Origin of the sequence: Kitasatospora sp. NPDC058032, from assembly GCF_042885845.1 — a bacterium.
Classification (GTDB): domain Bacteria; phylum Actinomycetota; class Actinomycetes; order Streptomycetales; family Streptomycetaceae; genus Kitasatospora.
Window position 1 is genome coordinate 305,301 of sequence record NZ_JBHVRK010000007.1, and the last position, 26,435, is coordinate 331,735.

Consider the following 26,435-nt stretch of genomic DNA (forward strand, 5'->3'; position numbering starts at 1 on the left):
TCACCCGTCCTGTTCGGAGCCGGACCCGGCGCCGGTCGGCGTCAGGGCGGCGAAGATGTCGTTCTCCAGGTTCTCCGGGTTCTCCAGGTTCTCCGGGCTCTCCCCGAGGTCCGGGGCCTCCGGGACGTCCGGCAGCGGCTTCCGGTTCAGCTCGGGGTCCGGCAGGCCCAGCAGATCCGAGTCGACCGAATCGTTGTCCGACTCGTCCCCCAGCCGTGAGCCCGGGTGCTCGTAGAACTCCTCCTCGCCCTCGTAGAGCCGGGCCGTCCGCCAGGAGACGCCCGACACATCGCGCCGGTGCGGGACCTCCGGCAGCTCCAGCAGCTCCGAGTCGTCCGCGCCCTCGTAGAGCGGGGCCGTCACCCACGAGTTGTCCGACACCTCCCGCTCGTGCTCGCCCGACAGGTCCTCCGCCACGGTGACGGACGACTCCTCGACCGGCAGGACCGGCCGTCGGCGCGGGGCGCGTAGCGACGGCCCGATGCCCGGCAGCCAGCCGTCGGTCTCCTGGAGCAGGTCCGGCGTGTCGTCGGACAACCCGTTCCGCGACGACAACGACTCCGACGTCGTGGTCTCGTCCTCCGAGATCTGCCACCGCTCCGACGTCGGCACGTCCTCCACCGTCCGCACCTGCGGCGGGACCTGCTTCGGCGGACCGGCCTGCTCCGTGGTCGTGTGCTGTTCTTCCGGCTCGTTCTCCACCGGCGCCCGCCGCACCGGCGGGGTCTGCACCGGCGGGGTCTCCACCGGCGCGCGCCGCACCGGCGGGGTCTGCACCGACAGGTCCTCCCCCGCGTCCCGCGACGGCGGTCCGACCCGGAACCTGCGGACGCCGCCCGAGGAGTGGCCCGGCTCGGACCCCTCCGCCCGGGCCACCGGGGCCGCGGTGGCCCGGATGACCACCTCCACCTCGTGCGGCGACGTGCGGAGCACCTCGCGCAGCCTCCGCTCCAGCCGGTCGGTCTCCCGACCGGCCCGCTCCGCCGACACCTCCAGGACGATCTCGACCCTCCGCGGCCCGTCGCCCTCGGCCTGGAGGACCTGCCGCCGGACGTCGGCGAGCAGCCGGTTCATGTCGCCGGCACTGTGGGCGTCGACCGCCAGACGGATCGTCGGGTCCTCCCCGGCGGCCGGCTCGCGCAGGCTCAGGTCCACGGGCTGGTGAGGGCCCGGGGCGTCCCACCGCGCGTTCACCTCGGCCGCCGACAGGTCGAGGTCCTCACCGACGTGCTCGGCCAGCTCCTGGAGGCGGCGCCGGTCCTCCGCCGGCACCGGCCGGCCGTCGAGCACCCTGCGGAGGTGGTCGAAGGCGCCGCCGGAGGACTCGTCCTCGGCGAGGTGGAGCAGCCGGTCGAGGCCCCGCAGCCACCGCGCGGCCCGGTCCCCGCCGACGGTGAGCGAGCCGGCGAGCAGTTCCCGGGCGGCGTGGCCGACGCCCAGGATCCGGGCTCGGTCGGCCGGGACGTCCGGGTCCAGCCCCAGCGCGTCCGCCACCGACCGCACCGCCGTCTGCGGCGCACCGTGCAGGCGCAGTTCACCGTCGCGCGCGTCGTCGTGGAAGCGCAGGTAGCCGCCGGACGGCACCTCCGTGTCGCCCTTGACGCTGTCGACCGGGATGTCGATCTCGATCGCCATGAGCTCCTTGCGGGCCAGCTTCTGCTCACCCCTGTGGTAGGTCACCTCGACCTCGGCGAAGCCCTGGTAGCGCGCGGTGTCGGTCTTGATCTTGGCGTTGTTCCCGAGCTGGCCGCCCTCGCCGGTCGCGAGGTCGGTCCGGTGCTGGTAGGCGAGGTCGAGGTAGCCGCCGCCCCGGCCGCCGACGAACGTGTGGAGGTCGCCCTTGCCGCCGCCGGTGACGCGGCCGGCCAGCTGGACCGTGCGCTGGGCGTTGACGCCGTCGGTGACCGAGAGGGCGTTGGTCGGGTTGGACTCCGACTCCGGATCGGTCCGCAGGAAGTCCAGCTGCTTGATCCTCACCCTGACCTCCACCCGGACGTCGCCGGCGAGGTCGGTCGGCCCGATCAGGAGCGTGGAGTTGCCGGGGCCGTGCGTGAGCGTCGGCTCCCCGGCCGCCGGAACCTGCCCGGCGTCCCCGGTCCGGGCGACGGGCGTGAGCGGGGTGAGTGGGGTGAGCGGGGTGAGCGGGGTGCTGAGACGGCTCGCCAGCGCCACCGGATCGATCATCCGGTCCACCATGCCCCGGACCCGGTCCCAGGTGTCCGGTCCCAGGAACTCCTCCGCGCCCTCCGTCAGTTGCCGCCGCGCGTCCGGCCCCATGCCGACCGCCCGCACCACGTCCGTGTCGACCAGCCCGTGCGTCCACACCCGGTCCGGCGGGATCCGCACGACGCCGCTCCCCGGCCCGTGATCGGCCAGCGTGCGCAGGGCGGCCCCGCGCGGCGCGGTCGCGGAGTCGAAGACGTTGCCCGGGTTCGGCGTGTCCCCGGTCGGGGCGTGCGTCCTGGTCTCGGCGATGTCGATGACCGTCTCCATGCCGACCGGGCGCCGGAAGTAGGCGTGCTTGGTGGCCATCACGAAGGGGGGTTCGGTACCGATCGGCTCCTTCCACTCGACCCGGAAGTGCAGGTCCGCGAGTCCGGTGAAGATGCTCGCGTTCTTGGGCTTCACCTTGGTGGTGTTGCCGGAGCCCGCGCGGTTGGACCAGGTCTCCTGGGTGTCGTGGCCGGTGGACCCGGTCAGCGAGCCGCCCGCGTACCAGGGGCCGCCGGAGACCCCGACCGTCGCGCGCAGCTGGTGGCCGGAGCCCGTCCCGCCGCCGGTCGCGCCGTCGGCCGCCGAGTGGGTGTGCTCGGTCTGCGTGCCGGTGTTGAACTCGGTGGTCGTGGTGGTGCCGGTGTGGGCCAGCCGCCTGACGGAGGCGCCGATCCGGATGGTCACGCCCCCGTCGGAGACCACCAGTTCGCGGCCGGACATCATGGCCTTGAGCTGGTCGTGCAGGGTGTTCGGGGTGAGCACGTCGTAGAGCTTGTGGCGCAGGCCGGACTTGCCGAACCCGTCCAGCCACTTGGTGAGGTTCCGCCCGCCGAACTCCCCCGGGTCGCCCGCCCCGCGCAGGACGGCCTTGCCGAAGTCGAGCGGCTTCGGGCCGGTGCGCGCGCCGTCCGGCACGAAGACGTTGGTGACGACGTCGGAGGAGCCCAGCAGGTGCGTCTGCCAGATGCGGTCCGGGACGGCGCGCGGCGCCTCCACCGGGCCGTACCGCGGGGTGATGACCTCCGTCTTCGTCGTGATCGGTTCGAGCTTCGTCGTGCTGGGGACGAGACCGCCCGTCCAGCCGCGGATCTCCACCTCGAACACGGCGTCGGCGTCGGAGACGGCGGCCCGGGACACGTTCTTCGCCCGGTTGATGATGCTGCCGGCGGTCTCCACGGCGATCCCGGTCGCGGAGTCGTGACGGTAGGAGTAGTCGACCGTCAGCACGCTCTTGCCGTCCCGGTCCGGCTTGCCGGTCAGTCCGACGGTGCCCGTCGTGCGTTCCCGCTCGTCGCGGGAGACGCCGTGGCCGGTCCGGTTCTGGGTGCCGACCTCGATCTCGGCGTCGTTGACCTCCCGCCGCAGCAGGGGCGCCTCCTTCAGCTTGGCCCGGACGACGACCTCGGCCGACCAGCCCGGCCCCTCGACCGGCACCTTGAGCACCCCGCCCCGGGTGAGCTGGGACAGGTTGGCCTGCAGCGTCCTCGGCCCGAGTTCCTCGGCGAGGGTGCGCTCCAGCTCCCGGGTGACGCCGCCGCGCGCGGCGAAGCGCTTCTTCAACGCGTCGCGGACCTCGCTGAGCACCTCCGCGCCGCCGCTCCTCCCGTCCGCCAGTTCCTTGAACGAGACCACGGTGGAGGCGCCGAGCTCATTGCGCGGCAGGACGGTCGGCACGACCGTCTCCAGCGCGGCCTTCGGGGACGGCACGCTGAACTCGGTGCCGATGTCCCCGCCGACCTCGCGCGGTCCGCCCCTGCCCTCCAGGGTCAGCGTGAACCGCACTGTCCCGCGGTGGACGTTCTGCGCGTCGCGGATCTTGCTGTTGGCGTAGAGCTTGTCCGCGGCGGAGTCGCGGGAGCCGACGCGGGCCCGTTCCTGGAGGCCGAGGTCGGTGTTGCCGTAGGGCGGGTTGTCGGCCACGGGGAACGTGACGCTGCCCTGCTTGACCTTGTGCTTCCCGCTCTGCCGGCGCTCGGAGCCGAACGTGCTGGTCTCGTTCTGGCGGCTGAGGTCGGCGTTGTTGCTCTGCCGGAGGAACTCCGAGTCCGTGAGGGTGGCCCTGATGGTGACCTTGAGGTCGCGTCCCAGCACCGAGTCCTTGAGGGCGCCCGGCTTGCTCCGGTCGAAGGAGTTCAGCTCGAACTCCTCCCCGCGGGTCATCGCGCCGAGCCGGGACGCCAGCGCGGGCTGGGTGACGAGCTGCATCACCTCGTCCCGGACGTCCGGCCAGAGGCTCCCGTAGTACTCCTTGCCGGCCCGCTCCAGGTCGGCCCGCAGCTCCCCGACGGAGCCGAGGTCGCGGACGACGGTGGACTCCGGCAGGCGGCTGCCGGTGAGCTCGTGCTCGGACGCCGGCCCCGCCTGCCGGTCGGTGGGCGGCGTCGTCCGCGGCGCCGTCGTCAGGTCCGACTGCGGCATCATCGTGCGGAACCCGACCGGCACCTCGACGGCGTCGCCCAGCCGCCGGTCACCGGAGTGGACCACCACCTCCAGGTAGCCGTCGCCGTCGAGCATCGCGCCCGGCTCCTTGGTCTTGGTGGTGACCGCGGTCTCCAGCGTCCGGCCCGAGATGTGGATCGAGTCCGATCCCTTGCGGATGCCGAAGACACCGCCGACGTTGAGCTCGTCGGAGCCGAGCCGGCCGCCGCCCTGGAGCTGCCGGAGCCCGCTCAGGACCTTCCGCTTGAGCTTGGTCATCACGGAGCCCGCACCGGTGTTGAACTCGGTCTCCTTGGTGAGGGCCAGCAGGTTCAGCTCGCGGTTGGCGGCCCTCACCTCGATCCGCACATCGCTGCCGGGGAGCCGGACGACGACGGACTCGCCGTTGGTCATGCCCTTGAAGTCCTGCTGGAGGCGCTGGTAGCCGAACTCCGCCACCAGCCGGTCGGAGAGCGTCGCGGCGTCGCCCTTGAACGCCGCCCGGACGTCGGCGTGCTGGGTGAGGAGGTCGACGACGCCCGCCATGACCTGCCGCTGAACGGGCCGGCCGGGCGGGGTGTTCAGCTCCTGGAGCTCCACGCCCCCGCCCGCGTCCTCGCGCGGCGCCGAACGCAGCTGCGGCAGGCCCTTGGCGTGCACGTCCAGCATGACGTGGGACAGGTGCAGCCGGGCCTGCGTCCGGTGGCCCTCGGCGAAGTTCTCCGGCCAGGCCTGGTGGCCCGGGTCGGCGTCGGCGGCGGAGGCCCGGGTCTCGCGCTGCGGGATGCCCACCTGGACCGGCGTCGCCAGGACGTTGTCGGCCGCCGGGTCCAGCCGGCGGGACAGGTCCTCGGTTCCCCGCCGCCCGGTCGGCTGGTACCCCACCTCCAGGAGCAGCCTCCCGTCGAACATCTCGGTGACCTCGGTGGTCTTGGAACGGGAGAAGAACCGCGCCCGGGTCGTCAGCCCCTCCCAGGACATCAGGTCGCCCTGGACGCCGCCGGAGCCCTGGATCCGGAACAGCTTGAAGAAGTCGAACCGTCCCTGGAGGCCGAGGCCGAGGCGCTTGCGTCCGCCGGTGGTCGTGCCGAGCGTCACGATGCGGTCGCTGCCGCCCTCGTACTCGAACTTCGCCTTCGCCTTCTCCCCCGCCCGGTGCACCAGGTCCGCCACCTCGCCGCGGAGGGTGACGGTGCCGTGCCGGGAGTCGGTGCCGACCGGGATGTGCAAGACCTCCCCGCGGGAGAGGGACGACACCTGGGCCCGCAGGCCGGAGTCGCTGAACAGGCTCTCGGCGAGCGTCCGGGCGAGCGCCTGCCGGTTGACGGTCTCCGGCGGGAGCACCTCGACGATCCGGGCGGCGAGGTTCGTGACCAGCACGGAGTTGGGCTCGCCGAGGCTGGTCACCATGTGCGAGCCGGAGAGGACGCCGGACTCGGCGACGGCACGCGGGGGCAGCAGCGGCGTCCGCTCGTCGGCCTTGGGCACGGCCGGCAGCACGACGTCCTCGCCCTTGGGCGGGGCCGGGATCTCCTGGATCTCCGACTCCTCCTTGGGCTTGACCACGAGCTCCGAGTCGTCGCCGCCCTTGGTCACCGGCCCGGTGTTCTCCTCCTCGGAGCGGACCAGCGGCGCCCGGGTGCCGGAGCCCTGCCCCTGCCTGCCGGACTCGGCGTTCTCCAACTCCTGGATCTGCCGCAGGATCTCCGGCATGTCCTCGTCGGACACCCGCGTCGTGGACGCGCGGTTGTCGCGCACCGGGTGCTCGCGCACGTCCTCGCCGTCGCCGGCCGGCCGCGGGGCCTTGCGCTTGCCCGCCGTCCTCTCCTGGAGCCGCTGCCGCTCCTCCTCGGTCGGCTCCTCCTCCGACGAGTCCTCCTCGTCCCGCCGGCGGAGCCGCTCCCGTTCCTCGGCCTCCAGCCGCTCGGACTCCAAGCGCTCGGACTCCAGCCGCTCGGTCTCCCGCTCGGCCTGCTCCCTGCGGAGCCGGTCGAGCCGCTGCTGCTCCTGCCGGTGCTCCGCGGCGGCGACGGTCGAGTAGCCCTCCTGCTCGGTGTGGTCGAGCGTGATCCGGCGGCCGTTCGCGGGGCCGAACTCGGAGACGGTCGTACGGTCGTTGCGGACGTCCACCAGGGTGACCCGCAGGTCCAGCGCGGCGGCCGTGAGCACGGCGAAGGCGTCACGCACGGCGCGCGGGTCGCGCACGGAGTCCCAGCCCTGCTCCCGCCAGGCGGCGATCTCCCGGTGGAGGTCCTCCACGAAGACCGGCCAGTCCGCCACCTCCTCGCCCAGCCGGCCGGCCCACGCCGCGTACAGCTCGTAGGCCTCCCTGCCCAGCTCGGGGTTCTCCCGGAACCGCTGCTCGACCAGCTCGCGCAGGGCCCGCTCGGCGCCGGCCGGGTCGGCGGCCAGCCGCGCGGCCTCGTCCGCGCCGAGCAGCCCGGTCAGCAGCCGCGGATCGTCCTCGACGAGCGCGCGCAGCATCGGCGCGCCGGCCGGCTCCTCCTCCGGCCGGACCGCGTTGCGCCCGCCGGGGGCGCCGTTGTCGGCCGGGGTGGAGTGCTGCCGGGAGCCCTCCTGGCCCGGCTCGCCCCAGACCTCGGCGATCCGGCCGCCCTCCCGCCGGACGTGCACGGTGACGCCGCCGGCGGTGCCGTGCAGCACGCCGTCGGCCGGCAGCTGACCGGTCCGTCCGGCCCGGTCGAGCACGACACCCGCCGCGTAGCGGACGTCGTCGGCCGCCCACTCGCGCGGCAGGCCGGGCCCGCGCGGATCGTTCCAGGCGCTCTCGGTGAAGTGCGGCCGGAGCGTCCTGACATCGAACTGCGGCACTATCGGCGGAAGTTGCTCCCCGGGCCGGCGCGGACCGGGCTCGCGCAGCGCCGCGGGACCGGTGGTCGGCAGCACCCGGTCGGAGTAGCTGGTCACCGGTCCCGCCAGGTCGAACAGCTGCCGCAGCGCGCCGCCGGGCCGGTTCCAGCCGAACCCGGGCAGCAGCCGGCCCACCAGCGTCGAGACGGTGGACCCGGCGGCCTCCTGCGCGGTGAGGCTCCGGAAGGCGCCCGCGGGCTCGGCCACCGGCACCACCGTGACGTTGACCAGCAGCGGCTGCCGGCCGCGGTTGCCCTGGGCCCAGGCCTGCTGGACGTCCTGGTTCACCCGGTCGGTGAAGGCGCGCACCTGCTGCTCCGTCACCCCCTCCTGCGGGCTCACGTGCAGCGGGACGGCGATGTCCACGCCGTGCTGCCCGGAGTTGAAGAGCACCCGCCGGACGATCAACTGGCCCGTACCGGCGGCGATCTGCCGGGTGGCACCGGTGGCGATCACCTGCTGCTGGTCCCACGCCTCCGTGTGGGCGCCGGGCTGGAGGTCGGTGGGCCGGTAGGCGAGGTGCCGGCCGTCGCGGCTGATGCCCTCGATGCGGACGCCGTTCGCCTCGCCGATCCAGCGGTAGGTCCGCTCGTCGATCCGGACCCGGTGGAAGGCCGAGGCGTGCGCGGACTCGACGGCCTGGAGCACGCCCGTGCGGCCCCACTCGCGCGGGAACATCGTGCGCACCGAGCTGCCCTGCGGCTCGAACCAGTGGTTGCGGAACTCCGAGAGCGGCGCGTCGGGGGCGACGGTCGCGTCGAGGAAGCGCACCCGGGCCCGGTAGGTGCCGTTGACGTGGGGGGCGCCGCGCTCGATCACCTCGACGCCGCGCAGCCGGTGCCAGGTGGCGAGGTCCACGGTCGAGCGCGGGGCGAACTCCTGGTGCAGACCGGCGAGGGACTGCCGGTCGCCGTAGCGGGAGACGTCCTGCGCCCGCTGCCCGTAGCGCAGCAGGCTGTCGGGCCGCGCGGGCGCGTAGTCGAGGTCCGGGTCGCGCGGCGGCAGCGGGTCCAGGTCGGACAGGCCGTCCCAGGGCGTGGCCGTCCGCCGGGGGCGGGTCGGCGGGGCGGGCGGGGCCGGCGGCCCGGCCGGTTCCGGCTGGGTCTCGGAGGGCCGGAAGGACAGGAAGCGGTCGCCGTGGAGCTCGCCCTCGATCCGCACGCCGGCGTACTCGCCGGTCCAGCGGTGGCGTCCGCCGCCGGCCGGGACCACCGCGTTGTGCCGCAGCGCGTCGAGGTAGGCCTGTTCGGCGGCGTAGACGGCGTCGTCCTCGGTCCAGTTGCGCGGGAACAGCCGCCGCCGCTGGGCGGTGTCGGTGGTGAGCAGGTCGCCGGCGGCGCTGCTGGTGCGGACGTCGGCCGAGCGGCGCGGGCCGGGCGGTGCGGCCTCGTACTCGACGTGCAGCACGCCGTTCGGGTGCTGCTCGACGAGCGCCGACGGCCGGCGGCGGTCGGAGCCGGGCGGCGGCAACAGGTGGCCGCCCTCGGTGCGGCGGTCGCCGTACAGCGACGACTGCCGGGCGTCCAGGTCGAAGGCGGCCCGGGGCGGCAGCGGCCGGCCGTCGGGGGCGAGGTGGGTGGAGGGGAGCCGGGACGGCTGGGTGCCGAACACCTCGTCGATGGCGGCGCCCAGCTCGCGCAGGTTGCGCGGGGCCGGCGCCGGCACGCCGTCGACCTGCTGGGGGCCGATGCCGGCGAGCTGGTCGGCGGAGATCCGGCCGTGCTCGACCCGGTCGGAGCCCATCATCCCGGCGTCGGTGTAGACGGTGTGCCGGTTCTGGTGGCGGCGGTACTCGTCGTCGAGCCCGAGCAGGTGGCCGAGTTCGTGGGCCAGGGTGTCCGGGGTCGATTCGAGGGACCAGGTCTCGTTGTCCTCGTGGAGCCTGCGGCTGAACAGGTCGACGATGTGGACGTGGTGGTTCACGTCGGCCGAGTGGTCGACGAACTCGGGCCGCACCCGCAGCACGTCGCCGTTGGGCAGCCGGTGGCCGGTGTTGTACGCCTGGTTGACGCCCTCCCAGACCCGGTCGATCACCTGGCCGATCTGCTCGTCGGTGAACTGCTCGACGGGGGCGTCGTAGCCGTAGCCCTCCTCGATGCCCTCCTCGGCCGGTTCCCGGCGGATGTGGATGCGCACCACGATCTCGGTGGCGGGGTCGCCGTTCTCCAGGAAGCCGCGCCGCACCTCGTAGCCGCGCAGGTAGGAGGCGGAGACGGATCGCCGGAAGAGGTCGAGCGGGGCCCGGACCTCGCGCGCCGCGGTGACCTGGGCCAGCTCGGTCTCGGCGGGGTCCACCAGCATGGTGAGGTCCTCGCCGTGGTCGGTCCCGGCCGGGGAGGACTCCCGCTCGGACAGCATGTCGGTGTCGTGGCTCGCGGTGTCGTGCCGCTCCGCGCCCTCGTCGGCGATGCGCACGACGGTCTCGCTGTCCGGGCCGTGGTGCGCGGTGTTCCCCTGCTGGTCGGTCACCTCCAGCCGGATGTGCAGGGCGTGCGCCAGCAGCGGGGCGAGCGCGTCGCCGAGCCCGGCGTCGTGGGTGCCGTCCGAGGCCGCCAGGGCGTGCCGCAGGGCGCGCAGCTCCTGGGCGGTCGCCGGGTGCGACGCGAGCCCGGGGCGGAAGGCGGTCAGCACCTCGGCGGGCAGGTCCTCGGGGCGGGTCCGCTGGAGGTACCCGGCCGCCTCGGCGGCCATCAGCCGGAGCGCCTCCGGGCGCCCGGTGCCCGGCGGGAGGCCGTGGTGCGCCAGCAGGGCCCCGACCAGTTCGGGCGCGGCGTCCGCGACGGCGTCCAGCAGCGGGTGGCCGTCCGGCGGCGTGAGGTGCGGCGCGGCCGGGGCGGTGCCGAGGGCGGGGGACGGTGCGCCGTCCGCGGTGAGCGGCGGGACGTGCAGCTGCGGGAGGTCCCGCTGGTCGCCGACGCCGGCGACCAGGACGATCCGCCCGTCCACCACGTGCACGGCGAGTTCGACGTCGCCGACCGTGCCCCGGACGGTGCCGGTGACGGTCGGGCCGTGCCGGCTGTCGTGGTCGTCGAGGATCGCGACCGCGGCCCACCGCGCGTCGCGGGCCGTCCACTCCCGGGGCAGGCTGTGCCCGGCGGGCAGGTCGTGCGGATCGGCGGCCAGGGCGTCCGGGCTGAACCGCCCGTCCAGGTTCCGCAGGTGCAGCGCGGTCTGCTGGTCCCAGCCGGCCAGCACGGCGGGCGGGCGCGCGTCCGGCCGCAGCGGGCCGGGTTCGCGCAGGTCGGCGGGGACGCGGGGGGCGCCCTGCTGGGCGACCAGGTCCGCGAGCGGGGTCGTGAAGTCGTTCAGGGCGTGGGTGATCCCGTGGAACACGTGCTCACCGGCCTGGACGGCCAGCGGGCCGAGGACGTCCGCGGCACCCGACACCGCGTCGGGGCGGACGAACGCCTCGGAGAAGACGTCCGGACGGCCGGGGGCGAAGTCCAGGACGACGGCGATCAGCCTCGGCGGCAGCCCGTTCGCGTCCGCGGTCTCCAGCACCCGCTGCTGGACGTAGTCGTTCACCCGGCTCTGGATCGCGTTCTCGGCGAACGCGAGCTGATGGGGTGTCAGTCGGCCCTCGGCGACCGTGCGCACGGGGACGGTGATCCGCAGGCCCTCCTGCCCGGAGTCGAACAGGACCCGGGAGACGGCGAGCGGGCGGTCGCCCATCCAGGTCATGGTGTCCGGGGAGGTGCGCAGCACCCGCCGCTGGTCCCACTCCGTCATGGGCTGGGTGTCGGTCGGGCGGTGGGCCAGGTGGGCGCCGTCGCGGGCGAGGCCCTCGATGCGGACCCCGTCGGCCTCGCCCACCCAGTAGTACGTCCGGCCGTCCTCCAGGTAGACCCGCTGCTCGGGCGGCACGCCGTCGTGCGCCTCGTCGACGCGGGTCAGCAGTTCCTCGGCCCGCCAGTGACGCGGGTACATGGTGCGTCCGCTTCCGCCGTCGGCGTTGCCGCGGAAGCGCCAGCGGGTCGGGAGCTCGGCGAGCGGGGAGTTCGGGGCGACGGTCGGGTCGAGGAAGGCCACCCGGGCGCGGTAGGTGCCGTTGTGGATCGGCGGGGTGGTCTCGACGACCCGCACGCCGTGCGCCCGGAGGGTGTTCGCCGGGTCCGCCACGTGGCCCGGGTCCAGCTCGTGGTGCAGGCCGGTGAGGTTCTGCCGGTCACCGTAGCGGACGATGTCCTCGGCGCGCTGGCCGAACGATCCGAAGCCCCGTCCCGGGTCGTCGGGGGCCGGGCGGTGGGGGGCGCTCAGCGGCGGGTCGACGTCCGGCTGGTCCTGCGCCGGACGGAACGACAGGAACCGGTCGCCGTGGACCTCGCCCTCGATCCGCACCCCGTTGTACTCCCCCGTCCAGCGGTGCCGGCCACCGTCGAGCGGCACGACGGTGTCGTTGCCCAGCGCGTTCAGATACGCCTGCTCGGCCGCGTACACCGCGTCCTCGCCGGTCCAGTTGCGCGGGAACATCCGCCGGTGGGCCGGCTCGGTGGTCAGCAGGTCGCCGGCGGCGGAGAGCGTGTCCACCTGACGGGCCCGGGGGACGGCGGAGGACGAGGAGAAGTCGGCGACCACGACGCCGTTGTGCTCCACCCGGACCACCCGCTCGGGCGCCGTCCGGTCGGAGCCGGCCGGGGGCAGCAGGTGGCCGCCCGGGTTGCGGGTGTCGCCGAACAGCGAGGACTGCCGGGCGTCCAGGTCGAAGGCGGCCCGGCGCGGCAGTTCGTGGGTGTTCGGCAGCGTCTGCACGGGGCCGAGCGCCTGCTCGATGGCCGCGCCCAGCTCGCGCAGGTTCCGCGGCGTGAGCGCGAAGTGCATCGGGGTGCCGTCCGGGGTGATCCCGGCGTCCATGTCGACGCGGGCCCGGTCGCGGGCGGCCAGGGTGCCCGCCATCAGTCCGGCGTCGGTGTACACCGGCCGGGGGCGGACCTCGTCCAGGACGACCGCGGCGTTGCCGTCCTCGTCGACCGTCTCCTCGTGGAGGCGCCGCTCCCGGTACTCGTCGGGCAGGCCGAACAGGTGGCCGATCTCGTGGCCCAGGACAGTCCCCTCCGAGTCCAGTCCCCAGAGGTCGTTGTGCTCGCGGACGTCGCCGTCCAGGACCAGGACCCGGTGGTGCGCCCGGCCGGGGTCCTCGACGAACTCGGCCCGCACCACCAGGACGTCACCGTCCGGCAGCCGGTGCCCGGTGTTGTAGTACTCGTCCACGCTCCGCAGGGCGCGTTCGCGCAGGTTCCGCAGCGCCTCGGTGTGGTCCTGCCCGGCCGGCAGCTGCGAGGTGTCGAGGTGGATCCGCAGCACGGCCTCGACCGCCGGGGTGCCGTCCAGCAGGAAGCCGCGGGCGGCCTGGAAGCGCCGGTGGTGCGTGGAGGTGCTGCTGTGCAGCGCCGGGTCGGTGGGCGCGCTGACCTCGACCGGGTCGAGGACCACGGCGAACCTGAGGTCGGGCGCCGGCGCCCCGTGGGCCGGACGCGGGCGCGCCGGTGCCTCGTCGAGGTCCATGAACAGCTCGGACCGCGCGTCCTGGTCCGCGGACCGGCTGCCGGATCCGGCGTCGGAGCCGTCCTCCCAGCCCATGTCCTCGTCGTCGGAGGACAGCAGGAGGTCCAGCGAGTCCGCGGCCGACATGGACTCGTCGGCGTCCGGGTACAGCTCCATGGCCTCGCCCTCGTCGGAGAGGGGGTGGCCGTCCTGCGAGCCGTCGTGGCCGGAGTCCTCGTCCGACGCGGGGTGGTGCGGCACGACCTCGGTCCCGTCGCCCTGGTGGGCCGGCCGGCCGGTGCCGCGCTCGGGCACCGGGACGGCGCGCTGGGGCGGCGGGACGTGGCCGTCCGCGACCGTGAAGTCGACGATCCGGCGGTTCCAGTCGCGCACCACCGTGATCTCGACACCGGCGAACCTCACCCGGACCTGTGAGCCGCCGCCGTCGAGCGCGGTCTCGTCGCCCAGCGGGCGGCCCGCGTAGGCCGCGTAGAGCTTCTCCCCGGCCGTCCACTCGTCCGGCAGGCCGCGGCCGGCCCCGGTCCTCAGCACGCCGACCTCGCGCGGGGGCACCGCGATCGTGCCGACGTCGGCGACGACGGCCGGGCGCCGGCCGGTGCCGGGCGCCGAGGGCTCGGCGAGCGGGGCGGAGTTCCCCCGCACCCGGCCGCCGGGCTGGTCGTCCGCCGGGCGGTGGATCACGTGCCGGCCGTCCCGGGTGATGCCCTCGATCCTGACGCCGTCGCCGGTGCCGGTCCAGTGGACGGCGCCGTTCACGACCCGGTCGTCGGCGTGGTCGCGGGTCGCGTACGCCGTCTGGACGGCGTCCTGGATCCGCCCGGCCCGCCAGTGCGACGGATAGAACATGGTCGACGGGTGGTCGGCCCGCCTGAACCAGCGGGAGGGGAACTGCGCCAGGTGCGCCCTCGGGGCGACGAACGGGTCGAGGAACCAGGCGGTGGCGCGGTAGGTCCCATTGGGGTTGGAGTGGAACGAGCGGTTCCCCGTCCTGACGCCCGCTCGGGCACCGGCCCGCTCCACCTTGGTGAAGCCCCCTTCCTGGGGCCCGCCGAGGTCCGGCTGGTGGTGGAAGCCGGTGAGGGTCTGCCGGTCGCCGTAGCGCACCAGGTCCACCACCCGCTGTCCGAAGGCGTCCGGGAACGGGTGCCACGGCAGGTGCGGGGCCGCACCGAGCCCGCCCTGGTCGTCGGCCGGGCGGAAGGAGACGATCTCCGCCACCTCGACCGGACCACCGCGCCGGTTCTCGGCCGGGTTCTCCGGCCGGAACTCGGTCCGGACCACGACCCGGCCCTCGATCCGCACCCCACCGTACTCACCCGTGAACGTCCAACTGCCGGGCCCGGCCTCGGTGAACCCCTCGTCACCCCGGCGACGCGCCTGCTGGTACGCCTGCTCCGCCGCGTACACCGCGTCGTCGGACGACCAGTGCTCCGGGAACATCGTGCGGTGGCGGTCGCCGCCCCGGGAGCCCCCGGCCGGGCCGAGCGCGAGATCGCCGGCCAGGCGGTGGTGGACCGTCGTCGCCTCGGGGGCCGGGCCGCCGAGCACCCGGAAGGTGCCGTTGCGGTTCTCGGACCCCGGCACGCGCTCCGGCCTCGGCCGGTCCGAACCCGGCGGCGGGAACAGGTGGCCGCCGTCACGCCCGTCGCCGTACAGCGCGGCGCGCCGGGCGTCCTCGTTCACTCGCGGCCGCGGCGGGTGGGTGCCGGCCGGACCGGGGCCGCGATCGGCACCGAGGGCCGTGTCGATCACGGCGCCCAGCTGCCGCAGGTTCCGTGCCTTCAGGACGGGCCGCGGGTCCTCCCGGGTCTCGCCGCCGGGCGGGTTCTCGACATCGAGCGTGACCCGCTGGAAGCGGTCGCGCACGGCCGCGCCCATCACCCCGCCGTCGCCGTGGACCGCGCGGACCCGGCCGGGGCGGGAGCGCTCGCGGTACTCGTCCGGCAGCCCGAGCAGGTGGCCGACCTCGTGGACGACGGCCTTGGCCGGGGTGTCCAGGCCCCAGTTGAGGGCGTTGGGCCGCGGCTGCGTCGGGTGGACCTGCACGGTGTGGTGCGCTTCGCCGGGAGTGCGCACGAACGCGAGCTTCACCCGCAGCCGGTCGCCGCTCGGCAGCCGCTGGCCGAGGTCGTAGATCTCCGCCATCCCGGCGCGGGCGCTCCTGACCAGGTCCTTGAGGCCCTCCTTGGTGGCCCGCTTCGCCATGTCCAGGTCACCGGTGTCCAGGTACACCTTGACGGTCACCAGTGACTCGGTGTCACCGTCGGCGAGCCTGATCCGGCTCACCGAGAACCGCTGGAGCCAGCGCTCCTCCAGGCTGCGGTCGAAGGGGTCCGTCGGCGGCACGACCTCACGGGTCGCCAGCACTCGGCGCTGCTCCGGCCCGGCCTCGGTCAGCTGCTCCGGGACGCGCTGGTCGGGCTGGGCCCAGAAGTCGGTGATCCGGCCGTCCTCCACCCGCACCGTGAGCCGCACCCCGGCGAACTCGCCGTGCCGCAGCGTGGGCGCGGTCGTGCCCCCGTCCGGCACCGGGCCGACCGGGACGCGGAACGCGGAGCGCGCCACCACGCTCGCGGCGTAGCGGGCCTCGTCGGCGGTCCACTCGCGCGGCAGGTGGCGGCCCTCGGTCGGGCGGTCCCAGGCCGCCGGGGTGAAGAGTGCCCGCACCCCGTGCAGCATCGTCTCGCCGGACACGGTCCGCGGCGGCTCCGGGGCCTGCTGCCGCACCGCGGCCAGGATCCCGTCCGGGCCCTGTCCGGTCACGGCCTCGTGCAGCCGCGGTACGGCCTGCTGGAGGGTGAAGCCCCGGCCGGGGACGTAGTGGACCTCGGCGGCGTCGTCGTCCCGGGTGAACCTCAGCCCGAGTTCGATCCGGGTGTTGCCGTCCTGATGGCCGGCCAGCAACTGGCCGGCGGCCCGGTGCAGCTCGATCTGGGCCCGCACGAGGTCGGGCTGGGAGAGGTTCTCGGTGCCCGTCGGCCGGACCCGGGCGGTGAGCCGGACGACCTCGGTGCCGTCGGACATCAGGTCGCGGTGGACCGAGACCGGTCCGAAGCCGGACAGTTGCACCTCGGCTCCCCGGCCGACCGTCGCCACCGTGCCGACGTCGTACCTCGGGTCCCGGACCGACTGGTGCGGGGACGGACGGTGGCCCATGAGACTGCCGTCCGCCAGGTACATTCCCTCGATCCAGACGCCTTCCGCCCGGCCCAGCCTGAAGGTGACGCCGTTCTCCACGCGCACGAACGGCGTGTTCTCCAGCGCCTCGGCGACCCGGGCCCGGAGGTGCTCCTCGGTCCACTTCTTCGGGTAGAACACGGTTCCGGGGTCGAGCAGCGACCGGCTCCAGCGCGACGGGAAGGCCGCGAGCGGCGCGCCCGACGCGACCGAGGGGTCCAGCTGCGCCTTGAAGACGCGGACCGTGCCGTTGGGCAGGGTCTCCTGCCGTTCACCGTCCTGGAGGGCGGACGGGCGCCGCGGGCCGCCCTTGAGCGTGCCGTCGGGCTCGGTGGGCTGCCAGGCGGTGTGCCGGGCCGCCGGCGGGGCGGTTGCCGGGACATCGGCGTCGGCGCCGGCGTCGGGGTCGCGCGGCGCATGCAACAGCGAGCCCGCGCCGTCCGGGGCGGGCGACAGCCCGGAACCGCGAGGGGGCAGCGGCAGGGAGCCCTGGGGCGGCGGGGTGTGCCCGTCCGCGGCCCGGAAGTCGATGACCTTGTAGCTGTCCCAGTCCCGCACCACGGTGATCAGGACGTCGCCGAAGCGCACCTGCCGCAGCAGCACGTCCCCGTCCCGCTGCTCGGATCCGATCTGCTCGCCCCGGACGGCCGCGTGGATCATCTCCTCCCGGGTCCACTCCCGCGGCAGGCCCCGGCCCGCGTCGGGCCTCAGGGACGGGGCGACCGCGTCGGCCGCCACCGGGTCCGCGACCGGCCGGGGCACGGTCGCTGGGCGCTCGCCGGGGCCGGGCGGGGCCGGCTCGGTGAGCGGGTAGGAGCGGTTCCCGTCCGCCGGCGGCCCGCCGGGCTGGTCGTCCGCCGGGCGGTGGATCAGGTGCCGCCCGTCCCGGGTGATGCCCTCGATCCGGACGCCGTCGGCCACTCCGGTCCAGTGGACGGCGCCGTTGACGGTGCGGTCGTGGGCCCGGTCGCGGGTTTCGTACGCCGTCCGGACGGCGTCGAGGACCCGCAGCGCGTCCCAGTCCCGGGGGTAGAACATGTGGGCCGGGGAGTCCTCGCGCCGGCGCCAGCGGGAGTCGAACTCCGCCAGCCTGGAACCCGGGGCGGCGACGGGGTCGAGGAACCAGACCGGGGCGCGGTAGGTCCCGTTGGGGTTGGTGTGCGAGGGTTCCCCGATGTCGATCCCGTGCACCGCCAGGGCCCGGTCCGCCGGCTGGTGGTGCAGGCCGGTGAGGGTGTGCCGGTCGCCGTAGCGCACCAGGTCCTCGACACGCCGGCCGAAGGCCCCTTCGGAGGGGCGCCACGGCAGGTGCGGGGCCGCACCGAGCCCGCCCTGGTCGTCGGCCGGGCGGAAGGAGACGATCTCCGCCACCTCGACCGGACCACCGCGCCGGTTCTCGGCCGGGTTCTCCGGCCGGAACTCGGTCCGGACCACGACCCGGCCCTCGATCCGCACCCCGCCGTACTCACCCGTGAACGTCCAACTGCCGGGCCCGGCCTCGGTGAACCCCTCGTCACCCCGGCGACGCGCCTGCTGGTACGCCTGCTCCGCCGCGTAGACCGCGTCGTCGGACGACCAGTGCTCCGGGAACATCGTGCGGTGGCGGTCGCCGTCCCGTGCGGCCCGCCGGGTCTCACCCGCCCGGCTGACCGCGAGGTCGCCGGCCAGCCGGTGACGGTCGACCGGGGCGTCCTCGGCGGGACCGCCCTTCACCCGGAACGTACCGTTGCGGTTCTCCGACCCCGCGATCCGCTCCGGCCGCGGACGGCCCGAACCCGGCGGCGGGAACAGGTGGCCGCCGTCACGCCCGTCGCCGTACAGCGCCGTTCGCCGGGCGTCCTCGTTCACCCGCGGCCGCGGCGGGCGGGTGCCCGCCGGGTCGGGTCCGCGGTCGGCGCCGAAGGCGAGGTCGATCACGGCACCCAGCTGCCGCAGGTTGCGCGCCGGCAGGACCTGGTGCGGGTCGAGGGAGAAGTGGCCGTCGGACGGGGAGTCCGCGTCGACCTCGATCAGACCGTGGTCGTCCCGGTACCGGGACGCCATCAGCCCGCTGTCGAGGTAGATCGGACGGCTGCCCTTCGACGCCTCGCGGTACTCGTCGGGCAGGCCGAACAGGTGCCCGACCTCGTGGGCGATGGTGTCGCCCCTGCTGTCCAGGCTCCAGTTGCGGTGGTTCTCGCGTTCCAAGGTCGGGTGGATCTTCACGGTGTGGTGCGCGGCATCGGGGTCGTTCACGAATTCGATCCGCGCCCGCAGCCGGTCACCGCTGGGCAGCCGCTGGCCGACGTCGTAGGTCGCCGCCACCGAGGCACGGGCCCGGTCGAGCAGCTGTTCGAGCCGCTCGACGGTGCGCAGTTCCACCAGTGGCAGGTCCCCGGTGTCCAGGCGCACCCGGACGGTGACCACGGCCTCGGTGTCGCCGTCGGGCAGCCGGACCCGGCTCACCTCGAAGCCCTGGACCCGCCGCGCCTCCATGCCACGGTCGAAGGCGTCCGCCGGGGGCACGACCTCGTGGGTCCCGAGCACCTCGCGCCGTTCGGCCACCGGCGCGGTCAGCTGGTGCGGCACGCGCTGGTCCGGCTGGCCCCAGAAGTCGGTGATCCGGCCGTCCTGCACCCGTACGGTGAGCTTCACCCCGGCGAACTCGCCGTGGTGGAGCACGGGCCGGTCCGTGCCTCCGGGCGGCACCGGGCCGGCCTCGACGGGCTGCGTCGTGGCCCGGATCCGGTGCGCGGCGTAGCGGGCCTCTTCGGCGGTCCACTCGCCCGGCAGGTGGCGGCCCGCCGTCGGGTGCTCCCACACCGCGTCGGCGAAGTGCTGCCGCGGCACGTCGACCAGCGCCGCGCCCGACACGGTCCACGGCGCGTCCGGCGGCTGCTGGGGCACCCGCTCGAGGACCATGGCCAGGTCGTACTGGCCCGCCGCGGCGTGCAGCCGGGGCAGGGCGCCCCGGACGGTGAGGTCCGCGCCGGGGCCGATCCGGACTTCGGTGGCGTCCTGGTCGGTCGTGAACTCCAGCCGGAAGTCGAGCCGGGTGTCGCTGAAGTCCTGGTGGCCGGCCAGATAGCCGGCGACGTCGTCCTCCAGGGCCGTCCGGGCCTGCCAGAGGTCGGCCGGGCCGCTCTGCTCGTCGCCCACCAAGCGGACCCGGGCGGTGACCCGCAGGACCTCCGTGCCGTCGGCCATCCGGTCCCGGCGCATCCGGACGTGTCCGAGCTCGGGCACCTGGACGTCGACGCCCTCGGCGTGCTGAGCGTCCGTCTGCCACGGGTAGGGACGGTGGGCCTGCAGGCTGCCGTCCGGGCGGAACACGGCCTCGATCCAGACGCCGTCCGACTCGCCGACCACCAGGGTGGAGCCGTCGGGCTGCCGGCTCCTCAGCTGCGAGGTGCGCACCGCCGTGTCCACGTGGACGGCCAGGTCGGCGGCGGTCCAGGACGTCGGGTAGTACACGGTGCCGGCGTCCCCGAGCGGGCGGTGCCAGCGCGAGGGGAAGGCCTCGATCGGCGCGCCCGGCTCGATGCCGGGGGACCGTAGCCCGGAGAACACCCGCACCGTGCCGTTGGACAGCACCGTCTGCCGCAGGTCGCCCGAGACGCGGGGCGGGCGGAGCGGATCCACCGCCGTGTCGCCGCCCGGGCCCGGGAACTGCCAGGCGGAGGCCGGGGCCTGCGGCGGGGCGGTGTCGTTCGCCGGGGCCGCCGCGGTGTCGGCGGTCGTGGTGTCGGCCGCCGACGACTGCGCGGGCGCCTCGGCGTCCGGGTGCGGCTGCGGCTGCGGGACGGCCGGGAGGTCGGCGTCGCCGGTGTGCGCGGGCGCCGGCGGCTCGCCGTGCCCGTCCGCCCCGGGGCGGCTCAGGGCGTTCGGCCGCGCGACGGGCTCCGGCACGGGGAAGCCGAACCAGGACGGGTAGTCCATGCCGCCGAGCACCTCGGCGCCGACCACCTCCCGCTGCCCGTTCCGCACCAGCCGCACCTGGGCTCCCCGGTACTCGACCAGGTGCGCGGTGTGGCCCGGCGGCACCGCGGGCTGCGGCTGGTCGGAGGTGAAGGGGATGCCGTTCCGCATCGCGTCCCGGAAGAATCCGAGGGCGTCCTGACGGGTCCACACGGTCGGCAGGCCGGAGTCCGGGGGCGTCCAGCCGTCCCCGAGCGCGAAGTGGCGCTCCAGGTCGCGTTCGCGCGTCGCCGTCCGGCTGACCGTCGCCGGACGCTCGTCGGTGCCGGGCGTGCCGGGCTCCCGCAGCGGCGGTGCCGCGGGGCGGCCGGTGGCCGTCCAGTTCTCGGCGGGCACCGACCGGCGCGCGTGCTCGACGACGTCCGCGCGCGGGGCGTGCTCGCCGATGAGCTCGGGCAGCAGGGTCCGCGGACCCGGGACCCGCGTGCCGCTCACGACGGGGGCACCCGGGTGGTCGCTCTCGACGAGGTCGACGATCACCCGGACCAGCGCGCCCCGGGAGTCGCGCAGGCCCACCAGCTCCTGGTCGACCCGGTGCTGGAGGGCGGCCCGGTACTCGGCCCGGTCCTGGGGCGACATGTCCGCCCCGAAGCGCACCCGGACCGGCGTGATGAGCCCCAGACCGGACTGGCCGTCGGCGAACCGGACGTGCCGCACGATCGTCACGAACCCGCCGCCGAAGTCCACCGCACGCGGGGCCGACTGCTCGACGATGTCCTCCGACCGCCACCGGGAGATCGGCTGGTCGAGCGACGGGCGGTGGGCCAGGTGGACCCCGTCGCGGGTGAGGCCCTCGATCACCACACCGTTGTGCCGGCCCGTCCAGGACTCGGTCCCGTCGGGCAGCAGCCGGGTGTCGTGCCGGCCCTGGTACGCGTCGTGGACGGCGTTCAGGATGTCGCCGGGCGACCAGGCGTCCGGGTACATCACGGTGGTGTCGCCGTCCGCGCGGCGGAACCAGCGCGAGTCCAGGGCCGAGAACGGCGCACCCGGGCTGACCCGCGGGTCGAGGAACCACACCCGCGCCCGGTAGGTGCCGTTGTCGTGCACCTCGTGCAGAGGCTCCGCCATGACGCCGTGCTGCACGGCGACCGTCTGTGTCGTCCCCCGGTGGACGCCCGTGAGGGTCTGCCGGTCGCCGAAGAGGGCGTGGTCCTCGGTGCGCTCGCCGAACCGCTGGAAGCCGCGGCTCGGCGGTTCGAAGGCGGGGGCGGCGATCCGGTGCTGGTTGTCGGCGGGCCGGAACCCGGTGAACTCCCCGTTCACCACCTCGCCCTCGATCCGCACCCCGCCGTACTCACCGGTCCAGTGGTGCACGCCGTTGCGCTCGGAGACCCGGCCGGTGCGCAGCGCGCTGTGGTAGGCCTGCTCGGCCGCGTACACGGCCTCGTCGGACGTCCAGTGCCGGGGGAACAGGGTGCGCGTCCGGTTCCGCGGCTCGCCCGCCCGGCCCACGACGAGGTCGCCGGCCGACTCCAGGCGCCGCACCGGCACCGATTCGGTCTCCGAGACCCGGAAGGTGCCATTGCGGTGCTCCGAGCCCTCGACCACCTGCGGGCGCGGCCGGTTCGACCCCGGCCCCGGGTACAGGTGTCCCCCGGTGCCGTCCGGGCCGCCGTGCAGCGCCGTGCGCAGGGCGTCCTCGCCGAACCGCGCGCGCGGCGGCGGGCCGCCGGGCGTGAGCGGAGCGGTGGTCGTGCCGAACGCGGAGTCGACGACCGCGCCGAGGTCGCGGAGGTAGCGCGCGGGCAGGCCCTGCGCGGGGTGGATCCGCACCGGTTCGCCGAGGGTGTCCCGGTCGACCATGAACCGGCCGAAGCCGTCGGAGAGCTGACTGGCCATCAGGCCGCCGTCGAGGTGGACGGGCCGCGGACCGCGGGCCGCCTCGCGGTACTCGTCCGGCAGGCCCAGGGCGTGCCCGAGCTCGTGGGCGATGGTCCGGCGTTCGGTCCCCAGGCCCCAGTTGAGGTGGTCCTCGCGGTCCAGGGTGGAATGCAGGCTGACGGTGTGGTGCGCCTCCTCCGGGGTGTCCACGAAGGTCACCTCGACCCGCAGCAGGTCGCCGTTGGGCAGCCGCTGGCCCCGGTTGAACTGCTCGTCCACGCCCTGTACGGCGCGCAGCCGCACGGTGCGCAGCCCGGCCTCGCGGTCCGCCGCCGACAGTCCGGACACGTCCGCGGTGTCGAGGTGGATCCGCAGCCGCAGCACGGTCTCGGTGTCCCCGTCCGGCAGCGCGACCCGGTTGGCCTCGAAGGACTGCCAGCGGCGGCCCGAGAGCCCCTGGGTGAAGGCGTCCACGGGCGGCCGGACCTCCGCGGTGGCGAGCACCCGGTGCGCACCGGGCGGCGGCGCCGTCCGGCCGCCGTCCCCGAGCAGGGAGAACTGGAAGTGCGAGATCCGGTCGCCGTCCAGGAGCAGCAGCAGGGGGCGGCCCGCGAACTCGCCCCGCACCAGGCCCTGGGCGTCCGGCACGCCGTTGGCCGCGACCCAGTAGGCCGCGTACCGGGCCTCCTCGGCGGTCCAGGTCGGCGGAACGCCCTGGACCGGCCGCTCCCACGCCTCGTCGGTGAAGGCCTCCCGCATCACCGGCAGGTGCTGTGCCATCCGGTCGGTGGAGCCGGGCGGCCCGGCGGGGTCCTCCGCGCCGGGGACGCGGAGGCTGCCGGCCACCGGCTCCGGCAGCGGCAGCGCGTGCCGGCCGGCTCCCGGCGGCGGGGCGAGGGTCGCCGCCGCGGTCTCCAGGCCGACGCTGTCCACCCGGCGCAGCAGTGGACCCAGGTGCCGGTCCAGCACGGGCGGCTCGCCGGCCGCGAGCCGCACGCTGGAGAACGCCCCGGCCGGATCGTCGGTGAACTCCAGCCGCAGGGACACCGGGGTGTACGGGTCCCGGCCGCGCACCAGCTCGTCGGCGTCCGCCTGCAGCCGCTCGCGGACCGCGGTGACGTCCGCGGCCGTCATGCCCTCGTCCGACGTCAGGTGCAGCCGGACGGTGAGCTCGATGCCCTCGTCGCCGGTGGCGAACACGACCCGCCGGGAGGTCACCTCCGGACCGCCCTCGGTCACGGGGCGGGTGACCGGCTCGGAGTGCGCCAGGACCGGGGCGTCGCCCCAGCGGTGGACGGTGCCGCCGGTGTACTCCGGCTGCCGGTCGGTCGGCCGGTGGACGAGCACCCGGCCGTCCCGGACCAGGCCCTCCACCCACACGCCCTCGACCTCGGTGACGACGTGCCGGGTGCGGCGGTCCTCCAGCAGCACCTCGCGCCGCGTCCCGCCGTCGAGCAGGGCGCGCTCCACCGTCTCCGTCGTCCGCTGCCGCGTCCAGTGGTCGGGGTAGAGCCGCGGCGCCGGCCCGTCCGAGGAGCGGTGCCAGCGGCTGGGGAAGTCGGCGAGCGGGGAGTCCGGCGGCACCGACGGGTCCAGGTACCAGGTGTGGGCCCGGCGGGTCCCGTTGCGGTGCGCCGCCCCCAGCGGCTCCGTCCGGACGCCGTGGGTGTCCCCCGCCGTCTCGTCGACGCCGTGGTGGACCGGGCGCAGCGACTGCCGGTCGCCCGGGGCGGACGGCCCGCCGAGGTCGGTGCGCTCCCGCGGGTGGGGCCGCTGCGGGGCGTAGGGCGGCGGGAGTTCCCCGCCCTGGTCGTGGTGCGGCCGGAATCCGGTGATCACGCCGTCCTGCTGGGTGCCGGTGATCAGCACGCCCGCGTACTCGCCGATCCAGAGCGGCGAGGCGGCGTCGGTGCCGAGCCGGCGGGAGTCCAGGTGGGCCTGCTCGGCGGCGTAGACGATCTCGTCGGTGGTCCAGTGCCGAGGGAAGAACGTCCGGCCGCCTCCGGCGGGGTCCGGCAGCTGAACGGTCTCGTTCGCGTTGGTGCGGAGCTGCCCGGCGTGGGCCTCCGTGACGGAGGGGCGCAGCAGCGAGCCGCCGGTGCCGGTCTCGCCGTCCGGCCCGTACAGCGCGGCGTCCCGGACCTGGTCCGTGATGCGCGGCGGGGCCGCGGCCTCGGCGGGGGCGTGGTCGGGGGCGTGGTCGGGGGCGAAAGCCTCGTCGATGGTCGCGCCCACCGTGCGCAGCCGCCGCGGCCAGTCGGTGGCGGTGTGCTCGGTGTCGGGCGTGCGGTGCAGTTCGCGGGGCCCGTCGTGCAGGCCGAGGACGCGCCCGAGCTCGTGGCCGATCACCTCGCGGCCGGCCCGCAGGCCCCAGTTCGCCTCGTCCTGGCGGACGGTGCCCGGGTGCACCCGGACCGTGTGGTCGGCGGCGCCGGGCGAGTCGACGAACTCCACCCGCACCTGGAGCCGGTTGCCGTCCGGCAGCCGGTGTCCGCCGTTGTAGGCCTGCGCGACGGCCCGGTTGACGCGGTCGCGCAGCGCGGTGACCCGCCCGCCCTCCTGCGGCGGCACGGTCGAGGCGTCCAGGTGCAGTCGCAGGACGAGTTCGGTGACCGGGTCGCCGTTCAGCAGCCGGCCGCGGCGGACCTCGTACGAGCGCAGCGGGGACGGCGCCTCGTCGGCCGCCCGGGGGCCGGCGGGCGGGTTGACCCGCCAGGAGGCCGGGTTCGGCTGCAGCTCGGTGAGGGAGTTGGGGTTCGACGCGGGGGCGCCCGGCTCGTGCGGGGGCACGGGGTTCGGCGGGAGCCCCTGGTCCGCCGGCTGCTGCGGGAGCACCTCGTCGTCACCGGTGGTCCGGGGCGGCGTCGTGGTGTCGTCGGCCCGGGGGGCGGGCGTCGACGGTTCCCCGGTGTCGTCGGTGGCGCGGTTGCGGGGGGTGTCCTGGCCGAGCAGGACCGAGGCGATGCTCTCGGTCTGGCGCGGCGGGCGGAGGGAGGGCTCCTGGAGGGGGCTCCGGCCGGCCTCGTCGGTGCCGGCCGGCGGGCGCGGCGCGGCGGGCAGGTCGGGGTCGGGGGCCGGGCTGTGCGTCGGGGTGTGGGCCGGGTTGTGGGCCGGATCGGGCGCCGGGGCCCGGTGGTCGCCGGAGGTGGTGGCGACCGGCGTCGGACGGCCGCGGTCGCCGACGGTGCCGCCCGGCGTGGAGGCGGTCGCGGTCGCCGTCGCGCTCGCGGTCGCCGTCGTGGTGCTGGTGCGGTTCGGGGTCAGCGCGTTGTTCGTCCCGTCGCCCCGGTTCCGGGGGGCGCCCAGCCCGTCGCCGCCGGACTCGGTCGGCACGGGCGGCGTCGGACGCTGCCGGCCCGGGGTGCTCTTCCGGGGCGCCTCCTGGCCCGGCGCCTCCGCGGGCCTGCGGTCCGGCGCCGGGTGCTCGGAGTCCTGTGGACGGGGCTTCGGCGCGGCGGCCGCGGTGCCCTGCGACTCGACCTTGGCCGGCGTCGCGGGGGCGATCCCGTCCCCGGCCTTCGCCCCGCCCTTCTTGGCCGCCCCGCCGGCGGTCTCGTGGTCGGCCGGCACCAGGGTGTCGGTGCTGCCGCCGACGGTGCGGGTGAGCGTCTCGGCCAACGACAGGTGGTCGCCGCCGCGCTCCTCGGCCAGGAAGTCGACGTAGGGCAGCAGTTGCTGCATCCACTCGGCCACCTCGCGGTCGGCCGGCGGGGTCTTGATGTCCAGGCCCGAGACGTGCGACAGGCCCTTCGCGACGTCCTCCAGCGAGTCGATCCGGAAGCTCTTGGCGAACTCGAAGGCCTCCGGGTGGCCCATCCGCGGCACCGGGAAGGGCACGATCTTGCCGGACGCCATACTGGCGAGCGCGGCGAAGCTGATCGGGTGGTAGAGCGGGAAGTGCTTGCCCGCGCCCTCCTTGACGGCCTGGAACTGGGTGCGCTGGACCAGGTCGGCGTAACCGTGCATCAGCGGCGAGGTGCCGAGGTGCAGGACGTGGCCCATCATCGCGGTCATCATGCCGCCGACGAAGCTGCCCGCGGTGACGGTGAACTCGTGGTTCTCGCCGAAGATGAGGTTGTAGAAGCCCTCGCTGAGCACGTTCTGGGTGCCGGACTGGATGTAGTTGCCCAGCGCCAGTCCGAGCTGGAACATCTTGTTGCCCTGCGTCAGGCCGTCGGCGAGGTCCGGCAGGTGCTTGCCCAGCGCGGCGATCTGATGTTCCGTCAACGCCTTTCCGGCGTTGCGCTCCTGGGCGAGGACATCGCCGAGCGCCTCCTTCAGGCCCTCGCTGGCCGCGCCCCGGGACAGCACGCTCTGCTGGGCCTTGCCCACCCACTTCTCAGCGAACTTCTCGCCCAGCTCGCGGCCGAGCGCCGCGGCCTCCTTCTTCCCCAGCTGCTCGCCGAGGTGCTTGACGAAGGTCTTCTCCATCTCCTTGACGAAGGTGGCGCCGAGCGTGCCCTTGCCGGTCT

General features: G+C 75.3%; 1 protein-coding gene (only partly in view). It reads right to left on the reverse strand.

The window, feature by feature from the left end; translation table 11 throughout:
- Positions 1-26,435 carry the 3' portion of an EndoU domain-containing protein gene (locus ACFVUH_RS14805; RefSeq protein WP_387913499.1) on the reverse strand. It continues 988 nt past the right edge of the window, so the window shows 26,435 of its 27,423 coding nt (coding positions 989-27,423); its start codon lies off the right edge, out of view; the stop codon is at positions 1-3.